This window comes from Legionella nigrisilvae (assembly GCF_977063395.2).
This window is the reverse complement of the sequence record NZ_CDRUGZ020000027.1, coordinates 1,049,948-1,066,334: the sequence shown is the minus strand read 5'-3', so window position 1 is coordinate 1,066,334 and position 16,387 is coordinate 1,049,948. Positions and strand designations below refer to the sequence as shown.

The following is a 16,387-nucleotide window of genomic DNA, read 5'->3' as shown; positions in this document are numbered from 1 at the left end:
CAGTGTAAACTAAAGTAAACCGCTCGTCATGTATTTTCATTATACAATTTCAGTCTTTTACTAAAAACATATAAAATTCATTACCTTATATCGCTAATTACAATTAAAATGAGGATGTTTTTTATTAATGAACATAAAAAAATTGTATTAATTAAAATAAAGGGTAATATTTCTGTCATTTTTTATTGAATGCTTTATCAATGCAACTTGATAAAGCCAGCGAAACTTCAGATTTATAGATTTTGCCTACATGCAAGAGAGAAGATTTTTAATGAGGATCTGTTTTGAATATTGAAAACGAAAAACAGTTGCAACACCAATTTTTTTATAATGCCCAATTTGCATTAGTCTTTCTTCTGGTCTGTCGAATAATTTCTATATGTTTTATTCCTTTGAATGATGTCTCCGAAGCACGTTATGCAGAAATTGCACGCAAGATGTTGGAAACCGGGAATTGGGTCACGCCTCTCCACGATTATGGCGTTCCTTTTTGGGCGAAGCCGCCGTTGTCTACTTGGTTATCAGCTTTTTCGATGAAACTTTTTGGGGTTAATGAGTTTGCGGTTCGCTTACCCGGTTTATTGTTATCTTTGATTACGATATGGCTTATTTGGTATGTGGTTAAAAGGCATAGTGGTCATGTAATTGCTATGGTCACAACAATAATACTTGCGGGAACATTGTATTTTTTCCTTGATGCAGGAACTGTAATGACTGATCCATCTTTAGTTCTTTGCATTACTTTGGTCGAGATCGCGTTTTGGCGAGCGGTGGTGGATGACAGCAAACTTTGGTCTTATATTTTTTTTGTAGGACTGGGGTTAGGTTTGTTAGCAAAAGGCCCTGTTGCGATTGTTTTATCAGGCATGCCAATATTTTTTTGGGTTTTATTACGAAAGCAGTGGCGTAATTTATGGAAGCGCTTGCCTTGGATAAAGGGCATATTACTCATGCTTGCTATCGCTCTTCCTTGGTACATTTGGGCAGAAATAAGAACGCCGGGATTTTTAAATTATTTTATTATTGGCGAGAATTTCAATCGATTTTTAAAACCAGGATGGGTCGGTGATAAGTATGGTTTTGCCCACCAGCAAGCTTGGGGAATGATTTGGGTATATGCTGTCATTGGTAGTTTACCTTGGTGTGTGCTTGGCGCTGCATGGTTTATTAAATACAAACATAATGCACGCAAAGTATTTGTCGATAACGATGGTTGGTTGAGTTATTTTTTTCTATGCACCGTCGTTCCAATACTCTTTTTTACTTTTTCTCGAAACATTATTTACACCTATATTTTTCCAAGCCTTCCTGCTTTTTCAGTGTTTTTTGTTACATATTGGGATCGCGTTGGTGCCATCACCAGAGCCAGACAGCTTATTACAGGCCTCTCTGTACTGGTCGGAGTACTCTTTCTGGGGGCGACTTTTTTATTTAATGCAATGCCAGAAGCAATATCCAAAACGGAAAAATTGGTAGTTGCTTCCTGGTTAAAGCAACATCCTGAAGCTGGAAGCTATCTAATTTATTGGAGTTTCAAAACTGAATTTTCCGCTCAATTTTACTCAGGAGGTCGAGTGAGATCTGCTCTGAATAATAAAGAACTTTGCCGATTGCTGGACAATGGACGAGAAAATTATTTAGTAATTAAACCCTATTATACGCCCGATGTTTCACCTGAGTTGTTTTCCAAAATGATTCTAATTCAGCGTGTGTATGCGGGTGATAAACGTTTTTTATTGATGCGTATACCCCCTTCAGCACAGATACCTTGTCGAAACATAAAAACAGCGGAAGCTGAATACTGGAAATATTATTACCTTGAACAAGGGGATATCTTAAGCCACGTAGTCACTCCAAATTTGTTCAATAAAGATACCAATTTATTTAGAGTTTTGGTATAATCGGGCGCAATTTTTAAGCCATAAGGAGTAACTGTGTCGCAATCTGTTGCAGTGGATTCGAGAGCTTTTGTGCCACGTGGTGATTTAATGGCCTGGGTTGTGTGTCTTTCCGCAGGACTCTTTTTTTTATATGAATTTTTTCAACTCAATATTTTTGATGTAATCAATCAACCTTTACGGGATGATTTTCATATTGATGCAACTCAATTAAGTTGGATGTCCAGTGCTTATTTGTGGGCAGATATTCTATTTCTTCTCCCAGCAGGAATTATTCTGGATCGTTTTTCTACACGTACAGTTATTTTAAGCGCGATGTTTATTTGTGTTCTTGGTACTGTAGGTTTTGCATTAACACACTCATTTATCTTGGCTTCATTTTGTCATTTTCTTTCCGGAATAGGTAATGCATTTTGTTTTTTATCCTGCGTAGTCTTGGTATCGCATTGGTTTCCACCTAGAAGACAAGCTCTTGTTATCGGGTCTTTGGTCACTATGGCTTTTGTTGGCGGTATGATGGCTCATACTCCTTTTGCGTATCTTTATGAATTATTTGGATGGCGCAAAGCTTTGTTAATTGATGGGGCAGTTGGTGCAGGATTGCTGCTGTGGATTTACTATATGGTAAGTGATAAACCCGCCGAGTCACCCCTGAAAATTCGTACCAATCAGGGACAAGTCATTTCGGGATTTATAAACGCATTATCTAATTCACAAAATTGGTTAGCAGGTTTTTACACCTCTTTTCTTAATTTACCCATTATGGTTTTATGCGCTTTATGGGGCGCGAGTTACTTGCAAGTAGTTCATCATTTACCCGAAATGGTTGCCAGCAATGTTGTCAGTTTGATTTTTATGGGAAGTGTTATTGGTTGCCCATTAGCAGGATGGTTGTCTGATTCTCAAGGGCGTCGGAAACCTTTAATGGTCTGTGGAGCTATTGCAACCCTTATTACTGTAATTCCCTTATTCTTAGATATCGTTTTATCGCAATTTGCTCTAAGTATTATCTTTTTTGCCTTAGGCTTTTTTACCAGTACACAAGTGATTTCTTATCCTTTAGTGGCTGAAAGTAATTCTGCTGAAAACACCGGGGCTGCTACAGGTATTGCCTCAGTAATTATCATGGGGGGAGGTGGTGTAGGCCAAGTACTCTATGGTTGGTTAATCACCCATCATGCTGGGTCGGCAGTAATAACTTATTCGGTGGCTGATTTTCAATACGCCATGTGGATGTTCCCAATAACTACGGTTGCGGCTTTAATTGCCGTATTAATAACCCGTGAAACATATTGCAAGCGATAAAGCTGAGGAGTAAAGATGCAAGTTGTGGATGAGTTTCAAGGATATAATGAGATAAAATCGTCATTATTACCCTGGATGGTGTGTTTTGCTGCGACCTTATTCTTTTTTTATGAGTTTATTCAGGGGAATATGTTTGCATCCATCGCTGCAAATATCATGCAGGATTATCAGATACAAGCGGATAAAATGGCATGGCTCTCAAGTATTTACTATCTTTCTAATGTATTGTTTCTTTTTGTCGCGGGGATGGTTCTCGATCGCTTCTCCATTAAAAATACTTTATTAATCGCAATGTTTTTATGTGTGGTGAGTACGTTTCTATTGGCTTATTCTCATTCTTTTTATATGGCCTTATTTTGTCGATTTATCACAGGCATAGGTAGTGCGTTCTGTTTCTTAGGGCCTGTACGTTTAGCATCTCATTGGTTTCCACCCAAGCGTATGGCTTTGGTGACTGGAGCAATAGTCACGATGGCAATGGCTGGAGGCATGTTGGCCCAATATCCGTTAACCAAGCTCGTTATTTTGGTTGGATGGCGTCAGGCAGTACAAGATGTAGGAATTCTTGGTTTTGCTATGCTGATTGTTATGTTTTTTTGGATAAAAGAAAGACCGCAAAAAGCAATAAGGCAAGTTGTTAAACCAATTAATGTTTTCTCAGCCGCTAAAAAGGCTTATTTGAATAGTCAATATTTGCGGGCTGCATTTTATGCCAGTCTAATGAATATGGCTATTGCCGTATTCGGTGCCATGATGGGGACTTTATATTTAGTGCAACGGCTGGACATTAGTTCTTCGCAAGCCTCGGTAGTAAATGGAATGTTATTTTTGGGGTCGATTGTAGGTTCTCCTTTAGTCGGTTGGATATCTGATAAAATGGGTTTACGAATTATGCCAATGAGAATTGGGGTAATTGCCTCCTTATTAACTTTGCTCGCAGTACTCTACCTCCCTGTCTCTTATAGCATGATGGCATTTTTGTTTTTCTTGCTGGGTTTCTTTACTTCAGCGCAAGTGATTAGTTACGCATTAGTGGCGGAGAGTAGTTCTCCTGCAATGACCGCAACTGCTGTAAGTGTCATTTCAATATTGACACAAGGCGGTTATATTGTGTATCAAAATATGTTCAGTTATTTATTAACGAATCATGGGGATATGCAGATGGTGAACGGAACCCCTGTTTATCTACTTGATGCATATCAATATGCTGCAATTATTTTACCTGTAGGACTATTAATTGCTTTCCTCATGTTGATGGGGTTAAAAGAAACACGCTGCCAACATACTGAGGTCTAAGATGACAGGGAGAGTTTGTATATTACTGATGGATTCTTTTGGCATTGGGGCAAGTTTAGATGCCCATCGTTATGGGGATGCGGGTGCTAATACATTTGTTCATATTCATGAAGCATGTGAACGTGATGAGTGCAATCGAGAGGGACTTCGCCAAGGCCCTTTAACTTTGCCTAATTTGGCCAAACTAGGACTTTACCATGCAACTCTAGCAAGTTGTGGATTGCGTTTTGTTGAATTGTCTAATTTTTCTGAACCTGTAGGCCATTATGGTTATGCAGTAGAACAGAGCTTAGGGAAGGATACTCCAAGCGGACATTGGGAGTTAGCAGGGGTCCCAGTGACGTTCGAATGGGGTTATTTTCCCGAACAACCATTTTGCTTTCCTAAAAAATTAATTGATACCTTTATTCAACGAACTGGGTTACCAGGGGTTCTTGGTGAGAAACATGCGTCAGGAACTACAATTCTTGATGAGTTGGGTGAAGAACACATCAGAACAGGAAAGCCTATAGTTTATACTTCCGCAGACAGTGTATTTCAAATTGCCGCCCATGAAGAACATTTTGGATTACAGCGGTTGTATGATATCTGTGAAATTGCACGTACTTTGGTCGATGAATATCAGATTGGACGGGTAATTGCCCGACCTTTTATTGGCCAACCAGGGGCATTCAAACGAACTCCACATCGTAAAGATTATGCAACGTTACCTCCCGAAAAAACCCTACTTGATTACATGAAAGAATCCGGTCGCGAAGTAATTGCCCTAGGAAAAATTGCAGATATTTATGCTCATCAGGGAATAACCCAAGTGATTAAGGCTGATGACAACATGGCCTTGTTCGATGCTACTTTGGCTGCAATGAAGACTGCTCCGGAGGGTAGTTTAGTTTTTACTAATTTTGTAGATTTTGATTCCTCATTTGGCCATCGTCGTGATGTAACGGGTTATGCTCATGCACTTGAAGCGTTTGATGCACGTCTTCCAGAGCTCGATGCTTTATTAAAGCCCGATGATCTAGTTGTTATTGCAGCCGATCATGGGTGTGATCCTACTTTTCCTGGTTCTGATCACACAAGAGAGCATATTCCTGTATTAGCATATGGCCCTAACATTAAAAGCCGTTTCATTGGACGTCGCGATACCTTTGCTGATGTAGGCCAAAGTATCGCACAACATCTTGGATTAGAGAATTTATCACATGGAGTATCTTTTTTAATCTGAATCGTAGGCCAAAAAAGTTGTTTACGGCCTGCGCCCACTTAAATTATTGTGACGGGTGAACGTCATAGTAGAAATCCAAAACCATAAATTCGGAATTTCCCTGGGTTACACCCCAGGTTACATTCTGATGTCACGGCATGAATAGTAATAATTTATTCATTTTGTGACCCCTTGTTTTTTTGTTTATCATCCCCATGTATAGGGTTCCGGTTTGATTTGAGGATTTTATTTTGGAACAATTTCGTGGGACAACCATACTTTCAGTACGACGCGGAAATCAAGTGGTTATCGGTGGAGATGGCCAGGTAACTCTAGGTAATACCGTGATGAAGGGGAATGCGCGTAAAGTGCGACGCCTCTATAAAGATCAAGTAATTGCTGGTTTTGCTGGCGGTACTGCAGATGCGTTTACTCTTTTTGAACGTTTTGAGAGCAAGTTGGAAATGCATCAAGGTCATTTGGTCCGTGCCGCAGTTGAGCTCGCTAAAGATTGGCGAACAGACAGAATATTGCGCCGACTCGAAGCAGTTCTTGCTGTTGCGGACGTCAAATCTTCCCTCATTATCACAGGTAATGGCGACGTAATCGAACCAGAGCAAAGCTTAATTGCAATTGGTTCAGGCGGTCCTTTTGCGCAAGCAGCTGCACGCGCATTGATGGAAAATACAAAATTATCAGCTGTAGAGATAGTGCGTAAAGCATTAAACATTGCTGGCGATATCTGTATTTATACCAATAACAATTTAACTATAGAAGAATTAAATAATGGCGACAAATAACAGCAAGATGACTCCTCGTGAGGTTATTCGAGAAGTGATGACTCCTCGTGAAATTGTCCAGGAATTGGATAAATATATTATTGGCCAGGATGATGCGAAAAGGGCAGTAGCAATTGCATTACGTAATCGTTGGCGACGTATGAATATTAAAGATCCCGCTTTGCGCAATGAAATCATGCCTAAAAATATTCTTATGATTGGGCCCACTGGTGTGGGTAAAACGGAAATTGCTCGACGTTTAGCTAAATTAGCACGTGCTCCTTTCATCAAAGTTGAAGCAACAAAATTTACCGAGGTAGGGTATGTTGGACGCGATGTAGATTCTATTTTGCGTGATTTGGCAGATATCGCGGTAAAACAAGAGCGTGAATTTGCGATGAAAAAAGTAGAGCACTTGGCTGAAGATGCGGCTGAAGAGCGTATTCTGGATGTATTGCTTCCGCCCGCCCGCGGCAGTTTAACACCTAGTGAAAAAGACAGTACAGCCAGACAAGTCTTTCGTAAGCAATTGCGTGAAGGGATTCTTAATGAGAATGAAATTGAAATAGAAATTTCAGCAACACCTATTGGCATTGAAATTATGGCTCCTCCAGGCATGGAAGAAATGACAAGCCAATTACAATCCATGTTTCAACAAGTGGGCACTCACCGTACAAAAACACGTAAAATGACTATAGGTAAGGCGATGCAGATTTTACGTGAAGAAGAGGCGGCTAAGCTCATTAATGAGGATGATATTAAGACTCATGCCATAGAAAATGTGGAACAAAATGGGATTGTCTTTATCGATGAGTTGGATAAAGTAGCACGACGAACTGAGAATGCAGGGGGCGGGGATGTTTCTCGTGAAGGCGTACAAAGAGATTTATTACCCTTAGTTGAAGGAACTTCAGTGACCACAAAATACGGTATGATTCGTTCGGATCATATTTTATTTATTGCATCTGGGGCATTCCATGTTGCTAAGCCGTCTGATTTGATTGCTGAATTACAAGGAAGATTGCCTATCCGAGTTGAATTATCTGCCCTTTCTGTTGAAGATTTCGTGCGTATTCTCACAGAACCTACTGCATCACTAACACTGCAATACAGTGCTTTAATGGCTACTGAAGGATTGACACTAACTTTTGATGAGTCAGGAATTAGAAGGATTGCCGAAGTAGCTTGGCAAGTAAACGAGCGTACAGAAAATATTGGCGCGCGTAGGCTTTATACCGTGATGGAACGGTTATTAGAAGTCGTTTCGTTTGAAGCTACAGATAAAGCAGGTGAATCTGTTCATGTGGATAAAGCATATGTTGAAAAAAATCTCGGACAGCTGGTAGCGGACGAGGATTTAGCCCGTTATATTCTATAATAGAGCAGTCTGAGACTCATATAGCGAACCCGTATTATGCAATAAATCTATTGTCCCATCACGGGTTTCGCTAGTTCTCTGATGACCTATCAACCCCCCTTCAAATCTTCAATGCTATAACCTTTAATGCGCGTTGTAATAAGCATGTCAATATAAGGAAAATTTTAGGCCTATCCGAGTACCCTTTTTTAATTTTCGCAGGACTTGATTCAATTGTAATTTTGGTATGTGATTAAAGAGAAACTGCAAGTTCTATAAAACGGCTGTTCTCACGGAGGAGAAAAAAATGTCACATCAACCGAGTTCTATTGCTACAATAAGAAGTGAAGATCTTGAGTTAGAAGAAGGCACCGATGATTCTTCCGAAAATGATGAATCTCATTCTTCCTGTATTGGTGTAAGAGCATATTCATTTTTTAATTCTCAAAAATTTTCCTTAGATTCCAAGGCTTATACCAATATTTGGGATAAAAGTAAGGGAAATTCCAATCATAGAAGAATCAAAGCATTGCTTATCGATTATACTAAAGAAAATTGTTTATTCGGTTCCTTCATTGGACGTATGATTGCAGGATATTGGAATAGACATCATGTTCGTGCAGTAAGTAAAATAATCGCGAATATGGCAGTTAATAATTATTATGATTCAGCTGATGATATTGTCTCTGATTTGAAAACATTAAAACCTAGAAAAGGAGGAGCTTTGTATCAGCTAATAAAGTTTATTGAAATGAAATTGGAAGCGCAATTAAAGTATGATTTTAAATTTTAACCTGGGAAAAGCAGTTGAGCCGTTATGATCAGTAAAAACCCGATAGGTTCTGTACTATTTGTTCAAGCCCAACTGCTTCCTCGATTTAAGGTAATGGAGTTGTTTGATGTCTAATCCTTATGTTTTAGTTTTATATTATTCGCGCACCGGTTCGGTAGCGCAATTAGCACAATATCTTGCGCGTGGTGTAGAACGTGTTGGGGGGATTGAAGCACGTTTAAGAACGGTTCCCCCTGTTTCTACTACCTGTGAAGCAGTTGATAAGACGATTCCAGATGAGGGGGCGCCTTATGTAACTTTAGATGATTTGCGACAGTGTCATGGACTAGCTTTAGGTAGCCCGACCCGTTTTGGAAATATGGCTGCTCCTTTGAAATATTTTCTGGACAGTACTTCCTCTTTGTGGCTGGCAGGTGATTTAGTAGATAAACCAGCTTGCGTTTTCTCTTCTTCTGCAAGTATGCATGGAGGCCAGGAAACTACATTATTAAGTATGATGTTACCTTTATTGCATCAAGGGATGATTTTATTGGGTGTGCCTTATTCGGAGTCCTCTTTGAATGATACAGTGAGTGGTGGAACACCCTACGGTGCGACGCATGTTTCTGGCGTTGCAAATGATCGACCTCTGAGTCAGGATGAAATTAATCTAGCCCGCCATTTAGGTGAACGTTTGGCACGAGCTGCTCTTAAATTGTGCAAAAATAAGGAGCATTAATTGGGGTAATTAAAAGCGTAGTAAAGAGTTTTTATGATAGCATCTGGGCGTTCTTGATTTGTCCGGGCTGCAATAAATAAATTGAGTGAAAAAAATGAAAGTAATTAGTTTTAATGCCAATGGGATACGTTCAGCAGCGCGTAATGGATTTTATGAGTGGCTTGCGATGCAAGATGCTGATTTTGTTTGTATACAAGAAACGAAGGCACAGCCAGAACAATTAATTCCGGAGGAATTATATTATCCACGCGATTATTTCTGTGATTATTATTCAGCACAAAAGAAAGGGTATAGTGGAGTGGCAATTTATGCACGGCACAAACCGAATCGTATCGTAAGAGGTATGGGGTTTGATTATTGCGATAATGAAGGTCGCTACATTCAATTTGATTATCCAAAATTTAGTATTGTCTCGCTTTATTTACCTTCTGGAACTAGTGGTGAGGAGCGTCAAACGGTCAAGTATGGTTTTCTCGAACAATTTGCTGAACATTTGATTCGATTAAAAAATGAGGGACGGGAGTTGATTGTGTGTGGTGATTATAATATTGCCCATAAACAAATCGATTTAAAAAACTGGCGAGGCAATCAGAAAAATTCTGGATTTTTACCTGAAGAACGGGCTTGGATGGATAAATTGTTTGGAGCCATGGGTTTTGTTGATGCATTTCGTGTGCATAATCAACAAGAAGAGCAATATACTTGGTGGTCTTTTAGAGGACGTGCATGGGACAAAAATGTTGGGTGGAGAATAGATTATCAAGTGGTTACTCCTGGGTTAACAGAACATGTAGTCGACAGTCGAATTTTTCGTGAACCCCGCTTATCAGATCACGCTCCTTTGTTAATTGAATATAAAGGAGATTGGTGTGCTTAAATTAGCAAGCTGGAATGTGAATTCTTTGAAGATACGGTTGGATCAAGTTTTGGAATGGTTTGATTCTTCGCGTGTGGATGTTCTTGCGCTCCAAGAAACAAAATTGCTTGATGAGAATTTCCCTATAACCCCATTTATAGAAAAAGGCTATCATGTTGTATTTTCAGGACAGAAGACATACAACGGCGTTGCTGTAATAAGTCGGTATCCTTTTTCTGATGTTCTCACGGATATCCCTGATTTCATTGATCCACAACGACGTATTTTGGTGGTTACGATCGCAGGTATTCGCTTGATCAATTTGTATGTTCCTAATGGGTCTGAATTAACTTCAGATAAATATCAATACAAATTAAATTGGTTGCAAAAAGTTACTGCTTTTATTCAGCAGCAAATGAGTGTTTTCCCCAATTTAGCTGTAGTGGGAGATTTTAATATCGCTCCTGAAGATCGAGATGTCCATGATCCTGCTGAATGGATTGGATCTGTATTGGTTAGTCCTGCTGAACGAGAAGCCTTTATGCAATTATTACAACTTGGCTTACATGACAGTTTTAGAAATTTTATGCAGGAGGAACAAATATTCAGTTGGTGGGATTATCGTGCGGGGGCATTTAGACGTAACCGAGGCTTACGTATTGATCATATTTTATTGAGTAAAACACTTAATGGGTTATGTAGGCAAGCAGTGATTGATAAGGAGCCACGTAAATCAGAAAGGCCTTCCGATCACGCACCTGTATGGGTTGAGCTCGATCTTAATGTGAGTTAAATGTAGCGGAGTAGAAATCGGGTAGGGTAGATGAGTTTATGAACCCGGGTTCCGGCTTCGCCTTCACCCAGGCACATTAGATTTTCATTACTTATTTTGCAAGGTTTCAAATAGAAACCAAATTCGTCGTTCTGTTTCATCAATATAAACTTCCAAGATACTCGTGGTAGCGAAATCATTTTTTTTGCTACATACCTCATGAACTTTTCGTAAATTTTTTAAGAACCCTTTATTATCTTCCAGTAGATTTTGCAGCATATCCTCTGCAGATAGGGTTTCATTGGTATCTCGAAGCGTTTGTAATTGTTTAATCTCTCCAATAGAGTGAATTGTCCGTTCTCCTAATTTGCGTACCCGTTCGGCTAAAACATCAATCATCGCAAAAATTTGTTCACTTTGCTCATCTAATAAAAGATGATAATCCCGATAATGAGGTCCTGTCATATGCCAATGGAAATTTTTGGTTTTAACAAATAAGGCAAATGTATCAGCCAAAAGAGGATTAACCGCCTCAGCAATTTTGCGACGATCCCTTATATCGAGGTCATTTGGTGTTTCAAGCTTATAGAGTTCCAGTTTTTTCATTTTAACTCCTGTTAAATTAATTCGTTTTTATAAGCGTAGACCAATCGTGCCTATTTTGTTTCAATGATGTTGAAATATTGAGATCATTGTTTCATTTAATAGACCAAGAGGGTATAACCGCGGTTTCCTTTTGATAAAAATTGCTTTACAACAGTTTTTCTGCTATTGTTTTGCGTCATTTGTACAGAGTATGGTGCCTGGCGTTGGGTTCAGGTGGCGATACTCATTTAAACTATAGAGAGTCGTATTATGAAGGCATCAATTCATCCAGAATATAAAAAAGTTAAAGTAATATGCAGTTGCGGTGAGGAATTTGAAACCCGTTCAACTTTATGTAAAGATTTGAACATTGAAGTATGCTCACAATGTCATCCCTTTTATACTGGTAAACAAAAATTAGTAGATACTGGTGGTCGTGTTCAGAAGTTCCGTGATCGTTATAGCCAGCGTTCTACTCAAGCTGCTAAAGAAGAAACGAAATAAGGCGCGCGTTATTTGCGCCTTATTTAAATATACTTCATTCGAAGTATATCTTATTGACAGATTGTTCCTGCAATGCTAATTTCGGTGTCGCAGGTTCTTGACGTCCAATTATTGTCTCCATCTTATCATCCATTGGCTGTTTCTCTTATATTTTATTAAGGGTTCATAGTCAGATGTTTGTGTGCCTGTAGCACAATGGTTGTACAATAAATTGAATAATGGTTGGTAGGATTTTTTGACCTTACTTAAGTTTTATTTCTGTGTAAGAGAGTGAGTACTTTGGATAATGACGTTTTAAAGCAGTGCGCATTGGATTATCATGAGTTTCCAACTCCCGGAAAACTTGGTGTTCATATTACCAAATCAACTGACTCTCAGAGTGATTTGTCTCTAGCTTATACACCGGGTGTGGCTGCCCCGGTGATTGCAATAGCAGAAAACCCCGAAGATGCTTATCGTTACACTAATAAGGGAAATTTAGTTGCTGTAATGACTAATGGTACTGCGGTGCTGGGTTTGGGGGATCTTGGACCTCTTGCGAGTAAACCAGTTATGGAAGGTAAAGCTGTTTTATTTAAGCGTTTTGCAGGTATTGATGTATTTGACATCGAAATTGATGCTCATGATTCTCAAGCATTTATCTCTACAGCCAAACGTATTGCCCCCACTTTCGGAGGAATTAACCTAGAAGATCTTAAAGCTCCGGAATGTTTTGAGATTGAGCAGGCGTTAATTGAGCAATTGAATATTCCTGTATTTCATGATGACCAGCATGGTACTGCTATAGTGGTTGCCGCAGCTTTGCTAAATGCCCTTGAATTGCAGCAAAAAAAATTATCTGATGCCAAAATTGTATGTATTGGTGCAGGAGCTGCGGGAATTGCTTCGATGCGATTGCTTGTTGCAATGGGCGCCCATAAAGAGAATATGTTACTTTTGGATACTAAGGGAGTTATCCATTCAGGTCGTGCCGATCTAAATGCTTATAAATTTGCTTTTGCACGTACGACTGAATGCCGGACTCTAGCTGATGCACTGGTAGATGCAGATGTATTTATTGGAGTTGCCAAACCGAATTTGTTGGACGCAGATCTATTAAAATTGATGGCACCTAAGCCTGTTATTTTTGCTTTATCTAACCCTGATCCTGAAATCAGACCTGAATTAGCATTTCAAGTACGTAATGATTTGGTTATTGCTACTGGACGTAGTGACTATCCTAACCAAGTCAATAATGTGTTGTGTTTTCCCTATATTTTTCGTGGTGCGTTGGATGTGCGTGCCAAGTGTATTAATCAATCGATGCAAATTGCGGCAGTTGAAGCTATCCGTCAACTGGTGCATGAGCCTGTTCCCCAGGTAGTGAAGGATAATTACCCAGGTGTTACGCATTGGGATTTTGGCCCTAACTACATCATTCCCAAGCCTATTGACCCTCGTTTAAGAGAACGAGTCCCTGCTGCTGTGGCTGAAGCTGCAATAGCAAGCGGCGCGAATCAAGTAAGTTGTAATTTAGAATAAAAGTAGCATCCCGAATGCATGAGGGATCTCAAGGTGTAGCAGTATGCCATGTGAGATGTTCCTGTTTTGCGCTCGGGGTAAAAATAGGTGAATTGTAGGTATGAATTTTACTGTTGAATTTTGAAACAGTGCTTGTTCTTGCCTAACAAATAGTTAAGGAGATTACTTTGCTTTCTGAAAACCGGAGAAATTACGCATTAATTGGATGGCTTATTTGTGGTCTTGGAGCGGTATTTTACAGTTACGAATATTTGCTTCGAATAGCACCTAGTGTCATGGAAACTGCTTTACGTGAGCATTTTAATTTGTCTGCAACAGGTTTTGGGCACATTTCATCTATATATTATTATGCATATGTCCCTATGCAATTACCTGTAGGGATTATGATGGATCGCTATGGTCCTCGAAGATTGTTAACTGTAGCCTGTTTCATTTGTGTTGTTGGAACATTTTTATTCACAGGTACAACCTCGTTTTGGGTTGCAGCTTCAGGACGATTTTTAGTAGGATTAGGCTCTGCTTTTGCCTTTGTGGGAGTATTAAAACTTGCTACAATTTGGTTGCCTGAGAATAAACTCGCTATGGTCTCTGGAATTACCTCAGCATTAGGAACAGTCGGTGCCATGCTGGGGGATAATTTTTTAGAGCTTTTCGTCACTAAATTGGGATGGATTAAAACCCTAAATATGACGGCATTTTTTGGGATCGTATTAACTTTTGTTTTATGGTTAGGCATCCATGATAAAAAAGGTAGGTATAGACAAAGTGGTACTGTTTCTAATTTTAAAATCGGCTTAATTGATTTAAATATAATATTGAGCAATAAACAAATATGGATTAATGGATTGTACGGTTGTATGGTTTATTTGCCGACAACTGTTTTTGCTGAGTTATGGGGCATTCCCTATTTAAGACATGCACACGGCTTATCTGCGCATGCCGCTGGTTTAGCAAACTCATTGCTCTTTTTGGGCTTTACCATAGGCGCCCCACTAATGGGTTATTTTTCTGACCGCATAGGGCGTAGAAAGTTACCTATGTTTCTAGGTGCAAGTATCGCTACTGTTCTTATGCTAGTCATTCTGTACTTCCCGGGTTTAACTGAAACTAATGTACAAATACTCATGTTTTTCTTAGGCTTATTTTATAGTGCGCAAGCGATTGTATTTGCGGTGGGAAGGGAATTGAGTCCTGGAGAGGCTGCAGGTACAGCTATGGCATTTACAAACATGATTGTCATGCTTGGGGGAATGTTATTACAACCTTTGGTAGGACATTTATTGGATTTCAGCTATTCCGTTCGCAGTGGAACCTCCCTTTCTTCAGCGTTGGTTGTTGAAAACGTAAATAAGCTTTATAACGTGACTGATTATCGCATTGCGCTGGCTTTCATACCTCTTAGTATGTTTATTGCTGCTTTATTAACTTTCTTTTTAAGGGAAACTCACGCACATGCACCTAAATAATACTGTATCAAGAAAACAAATGCTCTTTGGCATGTTTATCTGCTTCGTTGGGGCAATTTTTTATTGCTATGAGTTTATCTTACGCATAATTCCAGGTGTTTTGCAGACTGAGCTAAGTATTGCGTTGGGGCATATTTCAGCGACTACTTTTGGTCAAATATCTGCTTTATATTATTTCGCTTACTCGCCGATGCAAATGCCTGTAGGAATGCTCATGGATCGATTTGGTCCTAGACGGCTTCTAACTTTTGCCTGCATCTGTTGTACCGTGGGTTCCTGGATGTTTACCTTGACCTCCTCTATGTTTTTGGTTGGGGCAGGTCGCTTTCTCGTAGGATTTGGTTCTTCATTTGCATTTGTGGGAGTCCTCTCTCTGGCATTACATTGGTTGCCCCGACGTTATTTTTCTTTAGTTGCAGGCTTGATGACTACTTTAGGGATGTTAGGTCTTGTGTATGGTGAAGTGAAGATTACCGAGTGGTCTCAGAGCATTGGTTGGGAACATGTGTTGTTCTTTATTGCCATTGTAGGCTCGGGTTTGAGTGTGCTGATGTTTCTCGTGGTACGTGATGGTCCCGAAGGACATCACCCCAATAAACATCCTTTACCTGAATTTTTCAGAAATGTTCTTAAAGTATTAATGGCTCCAGAAGTTTGGGTTATCGGTTTTGTTGGAGCTTGTTTGTATACCTCTTTATCTGTATTCGGTGAGTTATGGGGAAAAACGTACTTGGAACAAGCGCACCATTTGACTAAAGTTGAGGCTGCCAGGACGGTCTCTGCAGTCTTCTTAGGTTGGGCGGTGGGTGCTCCTATAGCGGGTTATTTATCGGATCGTACTGGCAGACGTTTGTTACCTCTAGTGTTAGGTGCAATTTTGGCGTTGATTTGTATAAGTCTTGTACTCTATCTGCCTGGGTTATCCTATTTAAGTTTAAATGTCTTATTGTTCTTGTATGGTGTCTTTAGTGCCACGGAAATTATTGTATTTATTATGGCTAAGGAATGCAGTGGAGCTCAATTATCAGGTACGGTCTTTGCAGCCACCAATATGATCGTTACACTTGGTGGGGTTATTTTCCAACCTTTAGTAGGTAAATTACTGGATACTTTTGGTGATAGTGGCATTGTGGAGGGAGAGCATATTTATACAGTGGTAGATTACCAGGTAGCTTTATCTATATTACCCCTTTCATTATTACTGGTTACTATTCTTGCATTCTTTATCAAAGATCATAAAGATCATCAAATTAATTAATCCTGAAGCCTGGGTGAAGCGAAGCGAAACCCAGGTTTAATAAGGTTACTGATCCCGAGTTTCACTTCACCTACT

The 16,387-nt window shown here is 39.6% G+C and carries 15 protein-coding genes; 14 read left to right on the top strand and 1 reads right to left on the bottom strand.

The annotated features are described in order from the left end of the window. The first annotated feature begins 284 nt into the window (after positions 1–284). The 10 genes from ACWTE2_RS22015 (at position 285) to xth (ending at position 10,999) form a co-directional block, all read left to right on the top strand. Positions 285–1,901 carry an ArnT family glycosyltransferase gene (locus tag ACWTE2_RS22015; RefSeq protein WP_454784369.1) on the top strand — a complete coding sequence of 539 codons (1,617 nt, stop codon included), beginning with the start codon at positions 285–287 and terminating at the stop codon, positions 1,899–1,901. A 33-nt stretch (positions 1,902–1,934) separates the two neighbouring features. Then, entirely contained in the window at positions 1,935–3,203 is a 1,269-nt protein-coding gene (locus ACWTE2_RS22010; protein WP_454784368.1) for an MFS transporter, read from the top strand. Positions 3,204–3,218: 15 nt separating this feature from the next. Beyond that, positions 3,219–4,499, top strand: coding sequence for an MFS transporter (locus tag ACWTE2_RS22005; RefSeq protein ID WP_454784367.1), 1,281 nt, complete (start codon positions 3,219–3,221; stop codon positions 4,497–4,499). A 1-nt stretch (position 4,500) separates the two neighbouring features. Then, positions 4,501–5,724 carry a phosphopentomutase gene (locus ACWTE2_RS22000; protein ID WP_454784366.1) on the top strand — a complete coding sequence of 408 codons (1,224 nt, stop codon included), beginning with the start codon at positions 4,501–4,503 and terminating at the stop codon, positions 5,722–5,724. Positions 5,725–5,954: 230 nt separating this feature from the next. Then, the gene (hslV, locus tag ACWTE2_RS21995; protein WP_182391354.1) at positions 5,955–6,503 is read left to right on the top strand and encodes an ATP-dependent protease subunit HslV; all 549 of its coding nucleotides are present in this window, start codon (positions 5,955–5,957) and stop codon (positions 6,501–6,503) included. Then, positions 6,490–7,860: an ATP-dependent protease ATPase subunit HslU gene (gene hslU / locus ACWTE2_RS21990; RefSeq protein WP_454784365.1), complete on the top strand. Its 1,371-nt coding sequence runs from the start codon at positions 6,490–6,492 to the stop codon at positions 7,858–7,860. Before hslV ends, hslU begins: the two co-directional genes overlap by 14 nt. Before the next feature lie 286 nt (positions 7,861–8,146). Next, positions 8,147–8,632 carry a DUF5617 domain-containing protein gene (locus ACWTE2_RS21985; RefSeq protein ID WP_454784364.1) on the top strand — a complete coding sequence of 162 codons (486 nt, stop codon included), beginning with the start codon at positions 8,147–8,149 and terminating at the stop codon, positions 8,630–8,632. Positions 8,633–8,738: 106 nt separating this feature from the next. Then, positions 8,739–9,350, top strand: a complete 612-nt coding sequence (gene wrbA / locus ACWTE2_RS21980) for an NAD(P)H:quinone oxidoreductase (RefSeq protein ID WP_454784363.1) — start codon at positions 8,739–8,741, stop codon at positions 9,348–9,350. Between the two features lie 94 nt (positions 9,351–9,444). Continuing rightward, positions 9,445–10,227 carry an exodeoxyribonuclease III gene (locus tag ACWTE2_RS21975; RefSeq protein ID WP_182391350.1) on the top strand — a complete coding sequence of 261 codons (783 nt, stop codon included), beginning with the start codon at positions 9,445–9,447 and terminating at the stop codon, positions 10,225–10,227. Further along, a complete protein-coding gene (gene xth, locus ACWTE2_RS21970; RefSeq protein WP_454784362.1) occupies positions 10,220–10,999 on the top strand; it encodes an exodeoxyribonuclease III in 780 nt (259 codons plus the stop codon). Before ACWTE2_RS21975 ends, xth begins: the two co-directional genes overlap by 8 nt. 87 nt (positions 11,000–11,086) lie before the next feature. Here xth and ACWTE2_RS21965 read toward each other — a convergent pair whose 3' ends face one another. Next, positions 11,087–11,584: a Dps family protein gene (locus tag ACWTE2_RS21965; protein ID WP_182391348.1), complete on the bottom strand. Its 498-nt coding sequence runs from the start codon at positions 11,582–11,584 to the stop codon at positions 11,087–11,089. Positions 11,585–11,833: 249 nt separating this feature from the next. Between ACWTE2_RS21965 and rpmE the strand changes: the two genes are divergently transcribed. The 4 genes from rpmE to ACWTE2_RS21945 all read left to right on the top strand — a co-directional run bounded on the left by rpmE (position 11,834) and on the right by ACWTE2_RS21945 (position 16,312). Continuing rightward, on the top strand, positions 11,834–12,067 hold the full coding sequence (gene rpmE / locus ACWTE2_RS21960; RefSeq protein ID WP_182391347.1) for a 50S ribosomal protein L31: 234 nt from the start codon (positions 11,834–11,836) through the stop codon (positions 12,065–12,067). Positions 12,068–12,346: 279 nt separating this feature from the next. Next, on the top strand, positions 12,347–13,588 hold the full coding sequence (locus tag ACWTE2_RS21955) for a malic enzyme-like NAD(P)-binding protein (RefSeq protein ID WP_182391346.1): 1,242 nt from the start codon (positions 12,347–12,349) through the stop codon (positions 13,586–13,588). A 167-nt stretch (positions 13,589–13,755) separates the two neighbouring features. After that, positions 13,756–15,054 (top strand): MFS transporter, encoded by a 1,299-nt coding sequence (locus tag ACWTE2_RS21950; protein ID WP_182391345.1) that lies wholly within the window; start codon positions 13,756–13,758, stop codon positions 15,052–15,054. Next, complete coding sequence (locus tag ACWTE2_RS21945; RefSeq protein WP_182391344.1) at positions 15,041–16,312, top strand: MFS transporter; 1,272 nt, start codon at positions 15,041–15,043, stop codon at positions 16,310–16,312. Before ACWTE2_RS21950 ends, ACWTE2_RS21945 begins: the two co-directional genes overlap by 14 nt. Positions 16,313–16,387: the final 75 nt, after the last annotated feature.

Coding starts and splice junctions, on each gene's coding strand:
- ACWTE2_RS22000 (WP_454784366.1), top strand. CDS start 4,501: ATGACAGGGAGAGTTTGTATATTACTGATGGATTCTTTTGGCATTGGG.
- hslU (WP_454784365.1), top strand. CDS start 6,490: ATGGCGACAAATAACAGCAAGATGACTCCTCGTGAGGTTATTCGAGAA.
- rpmE (WP_182391347.1), top strand. CDS start 11,834: ATGAAGGCATCAATTCATCCAGAATATAAAAAAGTTAAAGTAATATGC.
- ACWTE2_RS21975 (WP_182391350.1), top strand. CDS start 9,445: ATGAAAGTAATTAGTTTTAATGCCAATGGGATACGTTCAGCAGCGCGT.
- ACWTE2_RS21965 (WP_182391348.1), bottom strand. CDS start 11,584: ATGAAAAAACTGGAACTCTATAAGCTTGAAACACCAAATGACCTCGAT.
- wrbA (WP_454784363.1), top strand. CDS start 8,739: ATGTCTAATCCTTATGTTTTAGTTTTATATTATTCGCGCACCGGTTCG.
- ACWTE2_RS21985 (WP_454784364.1), top strand. CDS start 8,147: ATGTCACATCAACCGAGTTCTATTGCTACAATAAGAAGTGAAGATCTT.
- ACWTE2_RS22005 (WP_454784367.1), top strand. CDS start 3,219: ATGCAAGTTGTGGATGAGTTTCAAGGATATAATGAGATAAAATCGTCA.
- ACWTE2_RS21945 (WP_182391344.1), top strand. CDS start 15,041: ATGCACCTAAATAATACTGTATCAAGAAAACAAATGCTCTTTGGCATG.